This is a genomic window from Janthinobacterium sp. 35, from assembly GCF_002754575.1.
Classification (GTDB): Bacteria; Pseudomonadota; Gammaproteobacteria; order Burkholderiales; family Burkholderiaceae_D; genus Janthinobacterium; species Janthinobacterium tructae.
Genome location: NZ_PEFN01000001.1, coordinates 4,173,477 through 4,187,710, shown reverse-complemented (window position 1 = coordinate 4,187,710; position 14,234 = coordinate 4,173,477). Strand labels below are relative to the sequence as shown.

Here is a 14,234-nt window from a genome sequence, read left to right as displayed (position 1 = left end):
TACACGCACTGCCCCACTCCCATTCACTTGTGTTCGCCATCACCGAGCAAGGCCAGGCTGGCAGCCATCTGCGGCAAATCGAGCACCCGGTCGGCGCCCGCCAGCTTGAGCGCGGCGGCCGGCATGATGCCACAACTGGCCCGTTGCGGATCTTGCACCCAGGCGCTGCCGCCCAGTTGCCGCACGCGCGCCAGTCCCGCCGCGCCGTCGGCCGAAGCGCCCGTCAGGATGATGGCCAGCATGGCGCGCCGGTAGGCGTAGGCTGCCGTTTCCAGCAGGACATCGATGGACGGGCGCGAAAAATACACGGGTTCTTCCTGCGACAGGGAAAAACAGCCATCGGGTTCGATTTGCAGGTGGTAATCGGGCGGGGCAAAATACACGGTGCCCCCTTGCAGCGGCTCCTTGTCCTGCGCTTCGCGCAAGGGCAGCGCGCAGCGCGCCGCATACAGCTGCGGCACCTGGCTGGAACGGCCCGGCGCCAGGTGCAGCACCACCACCACGCTGGCGCGGCAGGTGGCGGGCAAGGCGCGCAGCACGATGCCCAGCGCTTCCACGCCGCCGGCCGAGGCGCCGATGGCGATCAGGCGCAGGCCGGCGGGCGGTGGCGCCACGTCGCAGGTCGGCAACATATCAGGCCCGCTGGAAGATGCGTTCAGCCGGGCTCAGCTCGTTGAAGCTGGCCGAATGGCGGCTGAAATGCAGGCTTTCCTTCATGCCCAGGCCCAGGAAGCCCCGGTTCACCAGCGCTTCGTGGAACAGGCCCAGGCTGCGGTCTTGCAAGTCTTTATTGAAGTAAATCATGACGTTACGGCAGGAAACCATGTGCACCTCCGAAAACACGCTGTCCGTCGCCAGGCTATGGTCGGCGAAGACGAACTGGCGCCGCAGGCGCCGGTCAAAGATGGCGCCCTTGTAGGCGGCCGTGTAATAGTCGGACAGCGAACGCTTGCCGCCGGCCAGTTGGTAGTTTTCGCTGAACTGGGCGATGCGCTCGACCGAATAGATGCCCGCTTCGGCAGCGGCCAGCGCCTCGACATTGATGTCGGTCGCATAAATCATGCTGCGTTCCAGCAAGCCTTCCTCTTCCAGCAAGATGGCCAGCGACCACACCTCTTCGCCGCTGCTGCAACCGGCCACCCAGATCTTGATGGAGGGATAGGTGTGCAGGACGGGCACGACTTTTTCGCGCAAGGCACGGAAATACGCGGGATCGCGGAACATCTCGCTCACCTGCACCGTAAAGAACTGCAGCATCTGCGCGAACATGGCCGGTTCGTGCAAGATGCGGTCCTGCAACTGCGACAGGCTGGCGCAGCCGAAGCGCTCCATGGCCTGGCGCATGCGCCGGCGCAGCGACGCCACGGAATAATCGCGGAAATCGTGCTGATAGCGCAGCAGTATTCCCTCAAGCAATAACTTCAGTTCGATATCGAAAATATCATCATCTAGCAATTTGACATCCACCCTTCTATCCATGCGGCATCCCCCGGCCCCGCACCACTTCGCGGGTGCATGGGGCCAGCCGGAATGCTAGCAGATCACTGGCGATTATCACGCAGCTAAAGCGCCAGTTAGGTACGCTGGCGTACGCTCGGCCCACTTTTTTCAGGCATCCACGCCCTTCATGCCCTCGTCCGTATAACGCGCGCCCGCCGCCATGCCCAAAGGAAAGGCGGCGTGCATCGCCGCCAGTTCCGCCCCATCCAGCTGCACGGCCAGCGCGCCGAGGTTGTCGTGCAAATACGCGATGCGCTTGGTGCCGGGAATGGGGATGATGTCATCGCCTTGCGCCAGCAGCCAGGCCAGCGCCAGCTGGGCCGGCGTGCAGCCTTTTGCGCGCGCCAGTTGCTGGACTTGCGCGACGATGGCCTGGTTGCGCGCCAGGTTGTCGGCCGCGAAACGGGGATTGAACTGGCGGAAATCGCCCGCGTCGAGACTGGCCGCATCGGCGATGGCGCCCGTCAGGAAACCGCGCCCCAGCGGGCTGTAGGCAAAGAAACTGGCACCCACTTCACGGCAGGCGGCCAGCACGCCCTGTTCCGGCTCGCGCGTCCACAGCGAGTATTCGCTCTGCACGGCGGCCACGGGGCAGAGCACCGCTGCGCGCCGCAAGGTGGCGGCGCTCACTTCGCACAGGCCCACGGCGCGAATTTTCCCTTCTTGCCGCAGTTGCGCCAGCGCGCCCATCGACTCTTCCAGTGGCGTATCGAGGTTCAGCCGGTGCAGATAGAACAGGTCGATGGCCTCCACGCCCAGGCGCGCCAGCGATGCTACGCACGCCTGGCGGATGTAGGCGGGGGAATTGTCGACGCGGCGCGCATAGCTGCCCGCCTCGCGCGCCAGGCCGCACTTGGTGGCGACCAGCGCCTGGCCCCTGTGGCGCGCCAGGAAACGGCCCAGCAATTGCTCGTTGTGGCCAAAGCCGTAGGCGTCGGCCGTGTCGAACAGGGTCACGCCCGCCGCCAGGGCCGCTTCCAGCGTGGCCAGCGATTGCGCCTCGTCCGTGGCGCCATAAAATTCCGACATGCCCATGCAGCCCAGGCCCAGTGCCGAGCTGCTCAAGCCGCTATGGCCGATGCGTCGTTGTTGCAGTTGCATATTGATCTCCCTCACGTCAAAGCGGCCAGTCTGCGCCGCGCCGGCTGGCGGGGGAATGTGCGATTTCGTGATACCTTTCTGGTATGAGAACCCTCGATACGCATGCCCTGAGCCTGTTTTGCGCCGTCGCCCGCTGCCTCAATTTCCGCCAGGCGGCGGAGCAGTTGCACATGACCCAGCCGCCCCTGTCGCGCGCCATCAAGACGCTGGAAGACAAGCTGGGCGCGCGATTGTTCGAGCGCGACACGCAGGGCGTGGCCCTGACGCAGGCGGGCCGCACCCTGCTGCCGCAGGCGCTGCACATCCTCGATTTGCTGGAGTTGGCGCAAACGTCGCTGCGGCAAGACAGCGCGCCCGCGCGCCTGCGCCTGGGCCTGACGAGTTCCGTGGCAGCCGGCCTGTTCCGTCCGCTGCTGGCGGCGCTGGAAGGGCAACTGGGCATTGTCCGCCTGGAACTGACGGCGGCACCGTCGCCGCGCCTGGTGGCTAGCGTGCGCAAGGGCCAGCTCGATGCGGCCCTGCTTGCCTTACCCAGCGCCACGTTCGAACTGGCCGTGCAGCCGCTGGCGCGCCAGCCCATGATGCTGGCCCTGCCCGCCGGCCACCGGCTGGCAAAGAAGCGCAAGCTCAGCCTGGCCGACATTTCGATGGAATCAGTCTACTGGTTCGAAAGGGCGCGCCAGCCCGCCTTCTTCGACCATTGCCAGCAAGTGTTTCGCCGGCATGGCTTCGCGCCGCATTTCCTGCGTGAAGCGGTGGACCACCATGTGCTGCTCGGCGACGTGGCGGCCGGCAAGGGCATGGCCCTGCTGGCCGACTCGTTCCGCGCGCTGCGCATGGATGGCGTGGCCTACCGGCCATTGCTGGAGGGCGAGGAGCTGGCGGCCGGCATCGGCCTGGCCTGGCGGGAAGAGCACGGCCATGCTGCCCTGCCTCTGCTGCGCCAGCTGGCGCAAGAACATCTGACAAAGTGAAGGCCGCGCGCGGATGCACCAGACGCGCTACCATAACGCCTTCCCCATTTCGACCACCACCTCGACCATGACGTTTACCATCAGCGACGCCGCCTACGGCACCGATACCCCCGAAGCGAAGCAAGCCATGTATGCGGACCTGCGCTCGCAGCTGCAAGGCTTGCTGTCGGGCGAGAGCGACTTCATCGCCAATACAGCCAACTTCAGCTCGCTGGTCTTCAACACCATGCCGGGCTTGAACTGGGCCGGCTTTTATTTCCTGAAAGGCGAGGAACTGGTGCTGGGACCGTTCCAGGGCAAACCGGCCTGCATCCGCATCAAAAAGGGACGCGGCGTGTGCGGCACCACCGTGGTCGAAGGCAAGTCCATCGTCGTGCAGGATGTACACGCGTTTCCTGGCCACATCGCCTGTGACGTCAATTCCCGCTCGGAACTGGTGGTGCCCGTGTTTGCGAACGGCCACATCATCGGTGTATTCGACCTCGACAGTCCCCTGGTCGGCCGCTTCGATGATATCGACGCGCAAGGCGTCGAATCGCTGGTGCGCGTGCTGGAAGCGGCGATTGTCGCCGAGTAAATAGCTAGTTGCCGGCCTTGACGGCGATGAATTCGCCCTTGCCGACGGTGGCCAGGCACGTCGTGTAGCGGCTGTCGGCGCGGATGGCTTCGATAAAGCCGGCCATATCCGCGTAGTGCGAACTGGCGTTATCGACCACCAGCACGCCGCCAGCCGCCAGCGCGCGGTCCAGCTGCGGCCACCATTGTGCGTATTGCTGGCGCGCGGAATCGAGGAAGATGACATCGTAGGCGCCGTCGGCCGCATCGCGCAGCACGTCGCCCGCGTCCGCCAGCAGCTGGCCGATCACCCCTTGCAATTGCGCGCGCACGAAGTTGGCGTGCGCCATGTCGAACTTGTCCTGCGCCTTTTCCACCGTCACCACACTGCCGCCCAGCGAGCGCGCCGCGCGCGCCAGCCACAGGGTGGAGTAGCCGTTCGAGGTGCCGATTTCCAGCACCCGGCGCGCGCCGCGCGCGTGCACCAGCACGGCCAGCAATTCGCCCGTGTCGCGCGTGATGTTGAGCATGCGGCTGGCGCGCTCGGCATGTTCAGCATCATTGGCCAAACCGAACGCTTCCAGTTCGTCCAGCAGGGTATCGATGGTATCGGCGCTTGCCATGATGGCTCCTTTACAAAATACCAGCATAGCAAAAATACTACGCTTGCGCGCGCCTCAACGGGCGTTTCAGGGTTTGCACCATCAGCACGCCCAGCAAGGTCACGCCGCCGCCGATCACATCGTAGCTGTGCAAGGTTTCACCGAGGAACAGCATGGCGATGATCACCGTGAACACGGGCAGCAGATTCATTAAGGTCGTCGCGCGGCTCGGACCCAGCTTGGCCAGGCCGTGCATCCACAAAAACGGCGCGATGATGGAGGCGGGGATGCCGGCAAACAGCACCAGCGGCAAGCCGGCGCTGGTGACGGGTGGCGCGGACTGGCTCAGGTAGTACACGAACAGCACGGGCACGGCGCACCAGACCTGGATCAGCAAGGAATGCCAGTTATTCATGGGAATCTTCCAGCGCTTGAGCAACACGCCGTAACCCGCATACGACAGGCAAGCCAGCAGCATCAGGGCGTCGCCCACGGCCGCGCCATGGGCGAGCAGCGCGGCCGGGTCGCCATGGCTGAGCAGATAGCCGAGTCCCAGCAGCGACACCAGGCCGCCGAACACGCCGCCCACGGTGGGCGCCTCTTTCAACACCAGGACGGACAGGCCCACGGCCAGCAGCGGCATCATCGACGCCAGAATGCCCATGTTGGTGGCCGTCGTCGTCTGCGCGGCGATGTAGGCCAGGCACTGGTACATGACCATGCCCAGCATGCCCAGCACAAACAGTTTCCCCAGATACGGTTTCACCACGGACCGCTGCTTCCACACGGGGCGGGCAAACACGAGCGCCAGCAGCACGCCGGCCAGCAGCCAGCGGTAAAACGAGATGGCGGCCGGGTCGATCACGCCGACAGCCATCTTGCTGACGATGGTATTGATGGCCCAGATCAGCACGGCAATCACGGGAAACAGATAATGCTTGGCTTTCATGCAAGTAACTCCACTATTCAATGACCGCCATTTTCGCACGGTCCGATTCCATGGATATAATGCATACCGGACAAACGATGCGAAGAACAGGACAAGATGGCCAGCAACCAGCATTTCCCCGCCGTTTCCGACACCCTGCCCTACCCCGTGTATTTCCGCCTCGACGATTATCACGCGCACCAGCAATTCGATTACCAGAGCCATCCCTGGGGGCAGCTCACGTATTGCTCCACGGGCGTGATGGAAATCACGGTGGCGGGCCAGCGCTACCTGTCGCCGCCCCAGTACGCCGTGTGGATACCGCCCGAGACCTTGCACGACGGCTATATCCGCCAGGATGTCGTGTTTCACTCGGCCTACATCGACGCCAGCCTGTGCGACCGGCTGCCGGCGCAGCCATGCGCGCTGGTATTGAGTCCCTTGCTCAAAGCCATACTTGGCGACTTCGCCGAAAGGGGCGTCACCACGCCCACCACCCTGGCCGACCAGCGCCTGGCGCAAGTGCTGGTCGACCAGTTGCAGCTGGCGCCGTGCAGCCGCAACTACCTGCCCGGCAGCGACGAGCCCGTCATCGCGGCGCTGCTGGCCGCCCTGCAGGCGGAGCCGGGGAGTAACCGCTCACTGGCCGAGTGGGCCGCGCAATTGCATGTGACCGAACGCACGCTGGCGCGCCGCTGCCAGCGCGAACTGGGCATGCCGTTCGGCGAATGGCGCCAGCGCCAGCGCTTCCTGGCGGCCCTGCCCCTGCTGGAACAAGGCGACACCGTGCAGGCGATCGCGCTGGAACTGGGCTATAGCACGGCCTCGGCCTTCATCGCCATGTTTCGCCGCCAGAGCGGCGGTACGCCGGACCAGTTCCGCCGCGGCCTGCGCTGAAAAAGCGGGGCCGCTTTGTCATGCTTTGTCATATGAGGATGCTAAAATCCAAACATCTTTCCAGAGAGCAAAAGGACGCGCATGAACCCCAGCACCGAGACGGCCCATGACACCCCAGGCAGCGAAGATGCGCCGCAGGTGACGGAGACAGCCGTGACGGCGCCAGCGCCCCTCCGCCTCGACAAGGAAGACATACCCACCGTGCTGGGCAAGCTGCGCACGCTGGTGCAGGACAAGACGCGTTTCGAGCCGCAGGACATCACGCCGCTGGGCGAGGAAGACGTGCTGCAGGATTTTTCCCTGCAAGCCAATTACGCGCTCGAAGCGCGCTTCGAGCAGCGCGTCATCAATGGCTACTTCACGCCATCGGGCAATGACTGCCGCTGTGGCTCGCATGAGGTGGGAGCGCTCGCTCACGCGCAGGAGAAGGAGCGGCTGCGCCGCGCGGCGGCAAAGCTCGACAATGCCTTGCGCCAGGCGGGCCAGGCCTACAATGGCATCGAGGCGGGCGTCTACCTGCCGCACGCCGTCAAGTACTGGCACCTGGACACCTGCAACAACTGCTCCGGCAAAGGCCGCATCAGCTGCCACACCTGCCACGGCTTGACCACGGAAACGTGCTGGAGCTGCCACGGCGGGCGCACCGTCAGCTGTGACGCGTATGGCTGCTACGGCAGCGGCAAGGTGTCGTGCTCGTATTGCAGCGGCAGCGGCTCGGTCGCCGAGCAAGTCACCGATTACGTCACGGTGCAAGTGCCCACGACCACCTACAGCAACGGCAGCTCGCACACCAGCTACCACAGCGAAACGCGCACGCAATACCGCACCGAGCATCGCAATTGCTACCATTGCAGCTACGGCAAGGTCACGTGCAACAGCTGCCACGGTTCCGGCAACATCAATTGCGGCACTTGCCGCGCCAGCGGCAGTGTCACCTGCCGTACCTGCAGCGGCGTGGGCGACTTGCGCTGCAACCCGTGCGACGGCTCCGGCAAGGTGGGCAAGGCGGCCTGGGTCGACGTGCACGTCGCGCCCGGCTACAGCGTCAGCCTGCCCAAGCAGGCGCCCGACGACGCACGCCGCATCCGCGACAAGGAGAGCGTGCACTCACTGGCGGCCATTGCCAGCAGCCTGGCCCTGGCGAAAGTGAGCATTTACAATGAAGACCAGCCGCAGGAAGTCGACGCCCTGTATGGCGGCAAGCTGCGCATCGTGCGCCTGGACGCCTCGTGCAATGCGGAAAAGCACCACCTGGTGGCGTACGGCACCGACTTGCGCTGGCTGACCCTCGACGACATCGTGGAAAAGCTGCTGCGCGGCGACCTCAAGGCGCTCAGCGACGCGCTGGCCGGCAGCGCCGACGATGGCCTGTTCTCGGCCCACGTGCAGGGCTTGTTGACGCCGCTGCGCGACGTGGCCGCCTCGGAACTTAATGCGGACGTGATCGAGTCTGTCCTCAGCGGCGACGCTGACCACGCGCACGTCGATGTCGTCTCCGCCGAATATGCGCAGAATGTGCGCACCTGCGTGCTCGGTGCCTTGCGTCAGGTCTACACGCGCTTGGCCAAGCAATTCTGGTGGAAAAGCGCGCTGGCCGCGCTGGCCGCCGCCATCGCCACCTGGTTCTTTGCCGGACGCGGGGCCGCCGCCGTCGCCGGCCTGCTCGTCACGGGCGCCGGCTACTGGCTGTTCAACCGCAAGGTCAAGGCTGTGCTGAGCGAGGCGCTGGGCGGCGAGCAGCAGGCCGAACGCGCCATGCGCATCGCCGGCAAGGGCCGCCGCAACCAGCTGGCGCACGTGCTGATCCTCGCCCCGGCCAGCCTGGCCGTACTGGCCGCCAGCTATGGCTTGCCCGTGCGCGTGCGCCCGGTGTCTGCACCGCCGCAAACGGCCATGGCCTCGGCGCCCGTCGCGCCGCATGCACCGGCCGTCGTACCGCCGGACGCGAGCAGCGCCAGGGCCGTCAAGCTGTACGAAAATGGCGACAAGGTGCAGGCGCTGGCCATGCTGGAAAGCCTGGTCGGCAAGGGCGACGCGGGCGCGTATGGCCTGTATGGCTGGATGCTGCTGATGGGCGAAGGCAAGCCCGGCCCCGCCACCGCGCCAACGGCGCAGCAGCGCGAAGCGCGCCAGGTCGCCGCCAAGCCCCTGGTCGGCAAGGGCTTGCTGAAAAACGACAGCTATGCGCTGACGGCGAAGGGCGTGATGCTGGCCGAAGGCTGGCAAGAACCGCGCAACATGGCGCGCGGACTCGACTTGCTGAAACAGGCCGCCAACAAGGGCAATGCGCAAGCCATGCACTTGCTGGGCCTGTACCACGTGCGCGGCTACCAGATCCCCGTCAACCACACGGAAGCGCGCAAATGGTTCACCCAGGCCGCCGACAAGGGCAGCGCGGGCGATATCTACAATCTTGGCTTGATGGATTGGGAAGGCGCGGGCTTGAAACGCCCCGACCGCGCCAGCGCCATGCAACGCTGGAAGATCGCCGCCGCCATGGGCGAAGAGCGCGCCATCAAGGCGGTAGCCCAGGGACAGCCTTAAGCGGCGGCTGCCAGCGCCTGCAAGGCCATCGGGTTCGGCGTCGGCTCGGCGACTTTTGTCAGCAGGTTGCGGTCCGTGTGGTGGAACGGCTCGTCCTTGCCGCGAATGAGCATGACCGTGTCTTCATCGTAGCCCCAGGTGCCATCGGCGTGGATGTCGACCTTGATCCGGTATTCGACGGTGGTGAACGCGTGTTCGAGGAAGGGGTTCGAGCAGATGCCGTAGGCCGTCGAATCGCGCCTGGCCACCAGTTCGAAACTGGTGGCATCAAACGTCGTCGTGCCGGACGCCATGGCGATCTGGCCGCGCGGGATGGCCAGGGTCTGGATCACGGCGCCCGTGGCCGGCTCCCACAGCCAGTAACCGACCTGCTCATGATACGTTTTGACCTGATCCGGCTTGGTGATGTGGATGTAGTAGCGCAAGCCGTAGAACAATTGCGGGCCATTGGTGACGGGGTCGATCGGCTGCAGTTCGATGCGCTCGACGAACGCCTGCTTGCGCGGACCGTCGGCTTTCGGCTTGACGTCCAGGCCGCGCGTGCCCGTCCAGATGCCGGCCATGCCGGTCAAGGGGCCCAGGTTGTTCAGGGTATGCACGTCGGCAGACGGCTCGGTGTAGATATCTTCGGGAAAATCGCTCATGCGGAAGTCTTCAAAATGGGGCAACAGTGCTTGCCGCCATTGTAAGACCCACGCCGCTATCCGGGAAAGAGCGCGATGTGGAACTCGATGAACAGCAAGGCTGCTGTCGCCAGCGCGGGGCGCTGCGCCTCGAACACAGCCGCGTCGCGCGCCTGCAGCAAATTAGCCGCCACCTCGGGCAGCAGCAAGTCATCGGCGATCAGCCCCGCCACCGCCCCCATGTTCGCGTACAGCGCGCTGTCGAAGCCTTCCCAGTCCACATAGGCCAGCCACTCGGCCAGCATCACCACGCCAGCGACGGGCGGCGCCAGGGCCGCGATGCGCTCCAGGCGCAGCACGCTGTCGCTGCGGATGCCTTCCTGCTGCAAGACGGCCAGCGCCACCTGCTGCAGCGCGTCTTCGGCGTCGTGCCGGTGCCGCTCCAGCAGGCGCTGCGTCAGGCTGGCGCTATCCATCGTCAGACCAGGGGATCGGTCGAACCGGTCAGGGTGAAGATTTCAAAGCCCGTTTCCGTCACGGCCAGCGAGTGCTCGAACTGCGCCGACAGCGAACGGTCTTTCGTCACCGTCGTCCATTTGTCGGGCAAGACCTTGACCTGGTAGCTGCCCACGTTGAGCATCGGCTCGATCGTGAAAATCATGCCCGGTTCGAGCACGATGCCCGTGCCCGCGCGGCCGTAATGCAGCACTTGCGGCGTGTCGTGGAAGACCTGGCCCACGCCATGGCCGCAGAAGTCGCGCACGGAAGAAAAACCCTGCGCCTTGGCCACCGCTTCGATGGCTGCTCCCACGTCGCCCAGGGTGGCGCCCGGGCGCACCGTGTGGATGCCGGCCATCATGGCGTCATACGCCGTGTTGACGAGGCGATTGGCCAGGATGGATACGGCGCCCACCTTGAAGGTGCGGCTGGTGTCGCCGAACCAGCCCTGGAACTTCGGCGTCACGTCGATGTTCAGGATGTCGCCCACTTTCAGAATTTTCGTTTCCGACGGGATGCCGTGCGTGACCACGTGATTGACGGAGATGCAGCTGGCGTGCTTGTAGCCGTGGTAATCGATGGTGCCGGGGATGGCGCCGGCGGCGCGCATGAATTCTTCGCACAGGGCGTCGAGTTTGGCCGTCGAGACGCCGGGTTTGACGAACGGCGCGATGTAGTCGAGCGTGTCGGCGGCGATGCGGCCGGCCGCGCGCATGCCGATGAAACCTTCTTCGTCGTGCAGGGGGATTTTCTTGCCGTGTTCAAGCTGGGTGGAATAGCGCATGGATGTCTTCTTGGTTAATGTGATGTGGCATGTAAGGCCCAGCCGCGCACGGCGTCGTGCGAGGCGCGCAGCATGGCGTCGACACTGGCCGGTATCGGTCGCTCCTGGGTCAGGTAGGGCTTGACGACGGCCACGGGGGCGTCGATCAGCACGAATTTGAGCAGCATGTGATCGAGGTCCAGTTCCGTGGTGGCTGGCATGGCTTCGGCGCAGCGCACAAAACAGGCGTCGAGCGCCGCCTGCTCTTCTTCGACGGCGGCCAGCAAGTCCTCGCTGAGGCCACTGCTGAAATCGGGGCTGTCCGCGCATTGCAGCAGGAAGCGCGCATACACGGGCTTGCGCCGGCACCAGTCCAGCAAGCCGTGCACGCCGGCCCAGGTATCGCCGCCGAGCCAGCGGCTGGCCACTTCCTCGCGGAAGTCGCTCTTCACGCGCAGCCAGGCGCGCGCCAGGATGGCGTTGCGCGAGTCGAAGCGGTGATACACGGAACCGATGGGCGCACCGGCCTTGACGGCGATGGCGGCCATCGACACGGCACCCACGCCGCACTGGGCGGCGACGGCAATCGCGCTGTCGATGAAGTTGTTTTCGTTGAATTTTGCGAGTCTGACCATTCAAATAGAATACAGATTCTATTTGAATTCGTCAAGCGGCCCAGAAAGGCAATCAACGCGTTCAACGCGAGATGCCCCGCTGCCTTACAATGGTATGCACGAACCGCTACAAGGAGAATCCGCTTGCTTACGCCCCCCTTCATCGCCTCCTCCCGCTTCGACGATCCACGCCTGGCGTTGGAACAAGTGCAAGCCATTTACCGCAGCAGCATCGAACACCTGCGCGATGCGCTGCAGCGCTTTGTCGCCGGCGAAGACATGCACGAGCGCGTACGCGCCTGCTACCCCTTCGTGCGCATCCAGACTGACACCGTGGCGCGCGCCGACTCGCCGCTGGCCTACGGCTTTGTCGCCGGTCCCGGCGTGTTTGAAACCACCCTGACGCGCCCCGATCTGTTCGGCGACTATTACCTCGACCAGTTCACCCTGCTGCTGAAAAACCATAACAGCGGCCAGAATGTCCACCTGGAAGTGGGCGTCAGCGCCCAGCCCATCCCCGTGCATTTTTCGTTCGCCGAGCATGACCATATCGAAGGCAATATGGATGCGGGCCGCCGCCTGGCCATGCGCGACCTGTTCGACCTGCCCGACCTGTCGGCCATGGACGACGGCATCGCCAACGGCACGCACGAACCGGCGCATGGCGAAGCGCAGCCGCTGGCCCTGTTCACGGGGCCGCGCGTCGATTACTCGCTGCAGCGCCTGCGCCATTACAGCGGCACCTCGCCGCAGCATTTCCAGAACTTCGTCCTGTTTACCAATTACCAGTTCTACATCGACGAATTCATCCGCCTGGGGCACGCCATGATGGAGCGCGCGCCCGATGCGCAAGCACCGTCGGACGACGACGGCTACATCGCCTTTGTCGAACCGGGCAACGTGGTCACGCGCCGCGTGGGACAGACCGTGGAAAGCGACGATGCGCTGGGCGCCGCGCCGCCGCGCCTGCCGCAGATGCCCGCCTACCACCTGTTGCGCGCCGATGGCAGCGGCATCACCATGGTCAATATCGGCGTGGGACCGGCCAATGCCAAGACCATCACCGACCATATCGCCGTGCTGCGCCCGCACGCCTGGCTGATGCTCGGCCATTGCGCCGGCTTGCGCACCACGCAAAGCCTGGGCGACTACGTGCTGGCGCATGCGTATGTGCGCGAAGACCATGTGCTCGACGAAGACTTGCCGCTGTGGGTGCCGATCCCGCCGCTGGCGGAAATCCAGCAGGCGCTGCAAACGGCGGTGGCGGAAATCACCCAGCTGACGGGGCATGATTTAAAACACATCATGCGCACGGGGACGGTGGCCAGCACGGACAACCGCAACTGGGAACTGCTGCCGCAGCGCACGCCGGAGCGCCGTTTCAGCCAGAGCCGCGCCATCGCGCTGGACATGGAAAGCGCCACCATTGCCGCCAACGGTTTCCGCTTCCGCGTCCCGTACGGCACCCTGCTGTGCGTCAGCGACAAGCCGCTGCACGGCGAAATCAAGCTGCCCGGCATGGCCAACCACTTCTACCGCGAGCGGGTCGACCAGCATTTGCGCATCGGCATCCGCGCCGTGGAACTGCTGCGCCGCCAGGGCGTGGACCGGCTGCACAGCCGCAAATTGCGCAGCTTTGCGGAAGTGGCGTTTCAGTAAGCGTGCATCAAGGGAAAAAGCGGGGGTCGTAGCTCCACCGCCGGACGGTGCTGGCGGTGACCGCTGCGGCATCGGCATGGCGGGGGTTGAGCAAGACATTGTATTCGTCGGGCACGATCACGGAAGGCACCAGCAGCAAGGCGGATTTTCCCGCTGCGATCCAGCCATCGCCAGCCCGCTTGCCCGACAAGCCGGCCGGTATGGCGTCCCAGCCGCCGGGAAATGGATCGAGTACCTGGCGCGCGTTCCATACGCCATCGGGAATGGCGATACGCACCAGGTAACGGTTGAACGGCAGGCCGCCGCCCCGCAGGTAATGGACGGTTTCCAGGGTGGCCAGGGCGATACTCGTTGAGCAATACACGACGGGCGCGCCCTTGCTGTTCCAGCGGCCGCCCGTGATCCTCGCGCCGGTGCCGCTCAGGTCACTGGCGGGATAGGCTGGCGTCTCGACGGCAATACGCCAGAGCACGTTCATGCATAGGCTCCGCTCTGCGTCATGGACAGCAATTCCGCCACCAGTTTTTGCCCCTCGAAGGTATCCATGTAGCTGGCCGGCGTCGCTCCCGCCAGCGCAGGCAGCGGCTTGCTCAGCCAATCGGAGACCCAGCGCGCAGCGTCAAAGCCGGCGGGATCGCCCGATTGTTCGACCATCGCCTGCACCATGCCGATCAGGGTTTCAACACCCAGTACGCGCTCCGATTCATCCTTCGACAGCAAGCTGGCGTCTTTTTCCTTGCGGCTGATGGTGGCGCGCGACAACCCCAGGCTGGACAACAGGAATTCCTTGCTCATGCCCATGCGCGCGGACAAGCGACTGATCGTCGAAGCTGGAATGCCCCGCCGTATCAGCGCAATGCGCGCATCAGTATCAAAGCCGTACAGCGACATGCCTTCGTACAGGGCCCTCGCTTGCTGAGCCGGGACGGGAGCATCAATGTGCCGTTGCATAATCATCTCCTTTAAGACGCCAGTA

The 14,234-nt window shown here is 64.9% G+C and carries 16 protein-coding genes; 5 read left to right on the top strand and 11 right to left on the bottom strand.

The features are described from left to right. Positions 1-23: 23 nt before the first annotated feature. From CLU93_RS18660 to CLU93_RS18650, 3 genes are all read right to left on the bottom strand, one after another. A complete protein-coding gene (locus tag CLU93_RS18660) occupies positions 24-632 on the bottom strand; it encodes a chemotaxis protein CheB (RefSeq protein WP_099762834.1) in 609 nt (202 codons plus the stop codon). 1 nt (position 633) lies between these two features. Next, entirely contained in the window at positions 634-1,479 is an 846-nt protein-coding gene (locus CLU93_RS18655; RefSeq protein ID WP_180287881.1) for a CheR family methyltransferase, read from the bottom strand. A gap of 129 nt (positions 1,480-1,608) precedes the next feature. After that, positions 1,609-2,595 (bottom strand): aldo/keto reductase, encoded by a 987-nt coding sequence (locus CLU93_RS18650; RefSeq protein WP_099764468.1) that lies wholly within the window; start codon positions 2,593-2,595, stop codon positions 1,609-1,611. An 89-nt stretch (positions 2,596-2,684) separates the two neighbouring features. On the opposite strand from CLU93_RS18650, the gene CLU93_RS18645 reads away from it, so the two are divergent. Both CLU93_RS18645 and CLU93_RS18640 read left to right on the top strand, forming a co-directional pair. Further along, positions 2,685-3,575 carry a LysR family transcriptional regulator gene (locus CLU93_RS18645; RefSeq protein WP_257225011.1) on the top strand — a complete coding sequence of 297 codons (891 nt, stop codon included), beginning with the start codon at positions 2,685-2,687 and terminating at the stop codon, positions 3,573-3,575. Between the two features lie 67 nt (positions 3,576-3,642). Continuing rightward, the gene (locus CLU93_RS18640; protein ID WP_099764466.1) at positions 3,643-4,152 is read left to right on the top strand and encodes a GAF domain-containing protein; all 510 of its coding nucleotides are present in this window, start codon (positions 3,643-3,645) and stop codon (positions 4,150-4,152) included. Between the two features lie 4 nt (positions 4,153-4,156). On the opposite strand, the gene CLU93_RS18635 is transcribed toward CLU93_RS18640, so the two are convergent. Together CLU93_RS18635 and CLU93_RS18630 are read right to left on the bottom strand one after the other, a co-directional pair. After that, positions 4,157-4,753, bottom strand: a complete 597-nt coding sequence (locus tag CLU93_RS18635) for an O-methyltransferase (protein WP_099762833.1) — start codon at positions 4,751-4,753, stop codon at positions 4,157-4,159. 37 nt (positions 4,754-4,790) lie between these two features. Next, a complete protein-coding gene (locus CLU93_RS18630) occupies positions 4,791-5,681 on the bottom strand; it encodes a DMT family transporter (RefSeq protein ID WP_071076076.1) in 891 nt (296 codons plus the stop codon). 96 nt (positions 5,682-5,777) lie between these two features. On the opposite strand from CLU93_RS18630, the gene CLU93_RS18625 reads away from it, so the two are divergent. Then, positions 5,778-6,557, top strand: coding sequence for an AraC family transcriptional regulator (locus CLU93_RS18625; RefSeq protein ID WP_099762832.1), 780 nt, complete (start codon positions 5,778-5,780; stop codon positions 6,555-6,557). 81 nt (positions 6,558-6,638) lie between these two features. After that, positions 6,639-9,101: a tetratricopeptide repeat protein gene (locus tag CLU93_RS18620; protein WP_099762831.1), complete on the top strand. Its 2,463-nt coding sequence runs from the start codon at positions 6,639-6,641 to the stop codon at positions 9,099-9,101. On the opposite strand, the gene CLU93_RS18615 is transcribed toward CLU93_RS18620, so the two are convergent. The 4 genes from CLU93_RS18615 to CLU93_RS18600 are packed head-to-tail and all read right to left on the bottom strand — an operon-like array spanning position 9,098 to position 11,620. After that, a complete protein-coding gene (locus tag CLU93_RS18615) occupies positions 9,098-9,745 on the bottom strand; it encodes an FABP family protein (protein ID WP_099762830.1) in 648 nt (215 codons plus the stop codon). The two genes, CLU93_RS18620 and CLU93_RS18615, sit on opposite strands and share 4 nt — an antisense overlap. A 56-nt stretch (positions 9,746-9,801) precedes the next feature. Beyond that, positions 9,802-10,200, bottom strand: a complete 399-nt coding sequence (locus tag CLU93_RS18610) for a hypothetical protein (RefSeq protein ID WP_099762829.1) — start codon at positions 10,198-10,200, stop codon at positions 9,802-9,804. Positions 10,201-10,202: 2 nt separating this feature from the next. Then, complete coding sequence (gene map, locus CLU93_RS18605; RefSeq protein WP_071076071.1) at positions 10,203-11,006, bottom strand: type I methionyl aminopeptidase; 804 nt, start codon at positions 11,004-11,006, stop codon at positions 10,203-10,205. Positions 11,007-11,020: 14 nt separating this feature from the next. After that, positions 11,021-11,620: a TetR/AcrR family transcriptional regulator gene (locus tag CLU93_RS18600; RefSeq protein WP_099762828.1), complete on the bottom strand. Its 600-nt coding sequence runs from the start codon at positions 11,618-11,620 to the stop codon at positions 11,021-11,023. A gap of 123 nt (positions 11,621-11,743) precedes the next feature. On the opposite strand from CLU93_RS18600, the gene CLU93_RS18595 reads away from it, so the two are divergent. Beyond that, on the top strand, positions 11,744-13,258 hold the full coding sequence (locus CLU93_RS18595; protein WP_099762827.1) for an AMP nucleosidase: 1,515 nt from the start codon (positions 11,744-11,746) through the stop codon (positions 13,256-13,258). Between the two features lie 7 nt (positions 13,259-13,265). Here CLU93_RS18595 and CLU93_RS18590 read toward each other — a convergent pair whose 3' ends face one another. Continuing rightward, positions 13,266-13,736 carry an RES family NAD+ phosphorylase gene (locus CLU93_RS18590; RefSeq protein WP_099762826.1) on the bottom strand — a complete coding sequence of 157 codons (471 nt, stop codon included), beginning with the start codon at positions 13,734-13,736 and terminating at the stop codon, positions 13,266-13,268. Continuing rightward, positions 13,733-14,209 carry an MbcA/ParS/Xre antitoxin family protein gene (locus CLU93_RS18585; protein ID WP_257225010.1) on the bottom strand — a complete coding sequence of 159 codons (477 nt, stop codon included), beginning with the start codon at positions 14,207-14,209 and terminating at the stop codon, positions 13,733-13,735. Before CLU93_RS18585 ends, CLU93_RS18590 begins: the two co-directional genes overlap by 4 nt. Between the last annotated feature and the right edge of the window lie 25 nt (positions 14,210-14,234).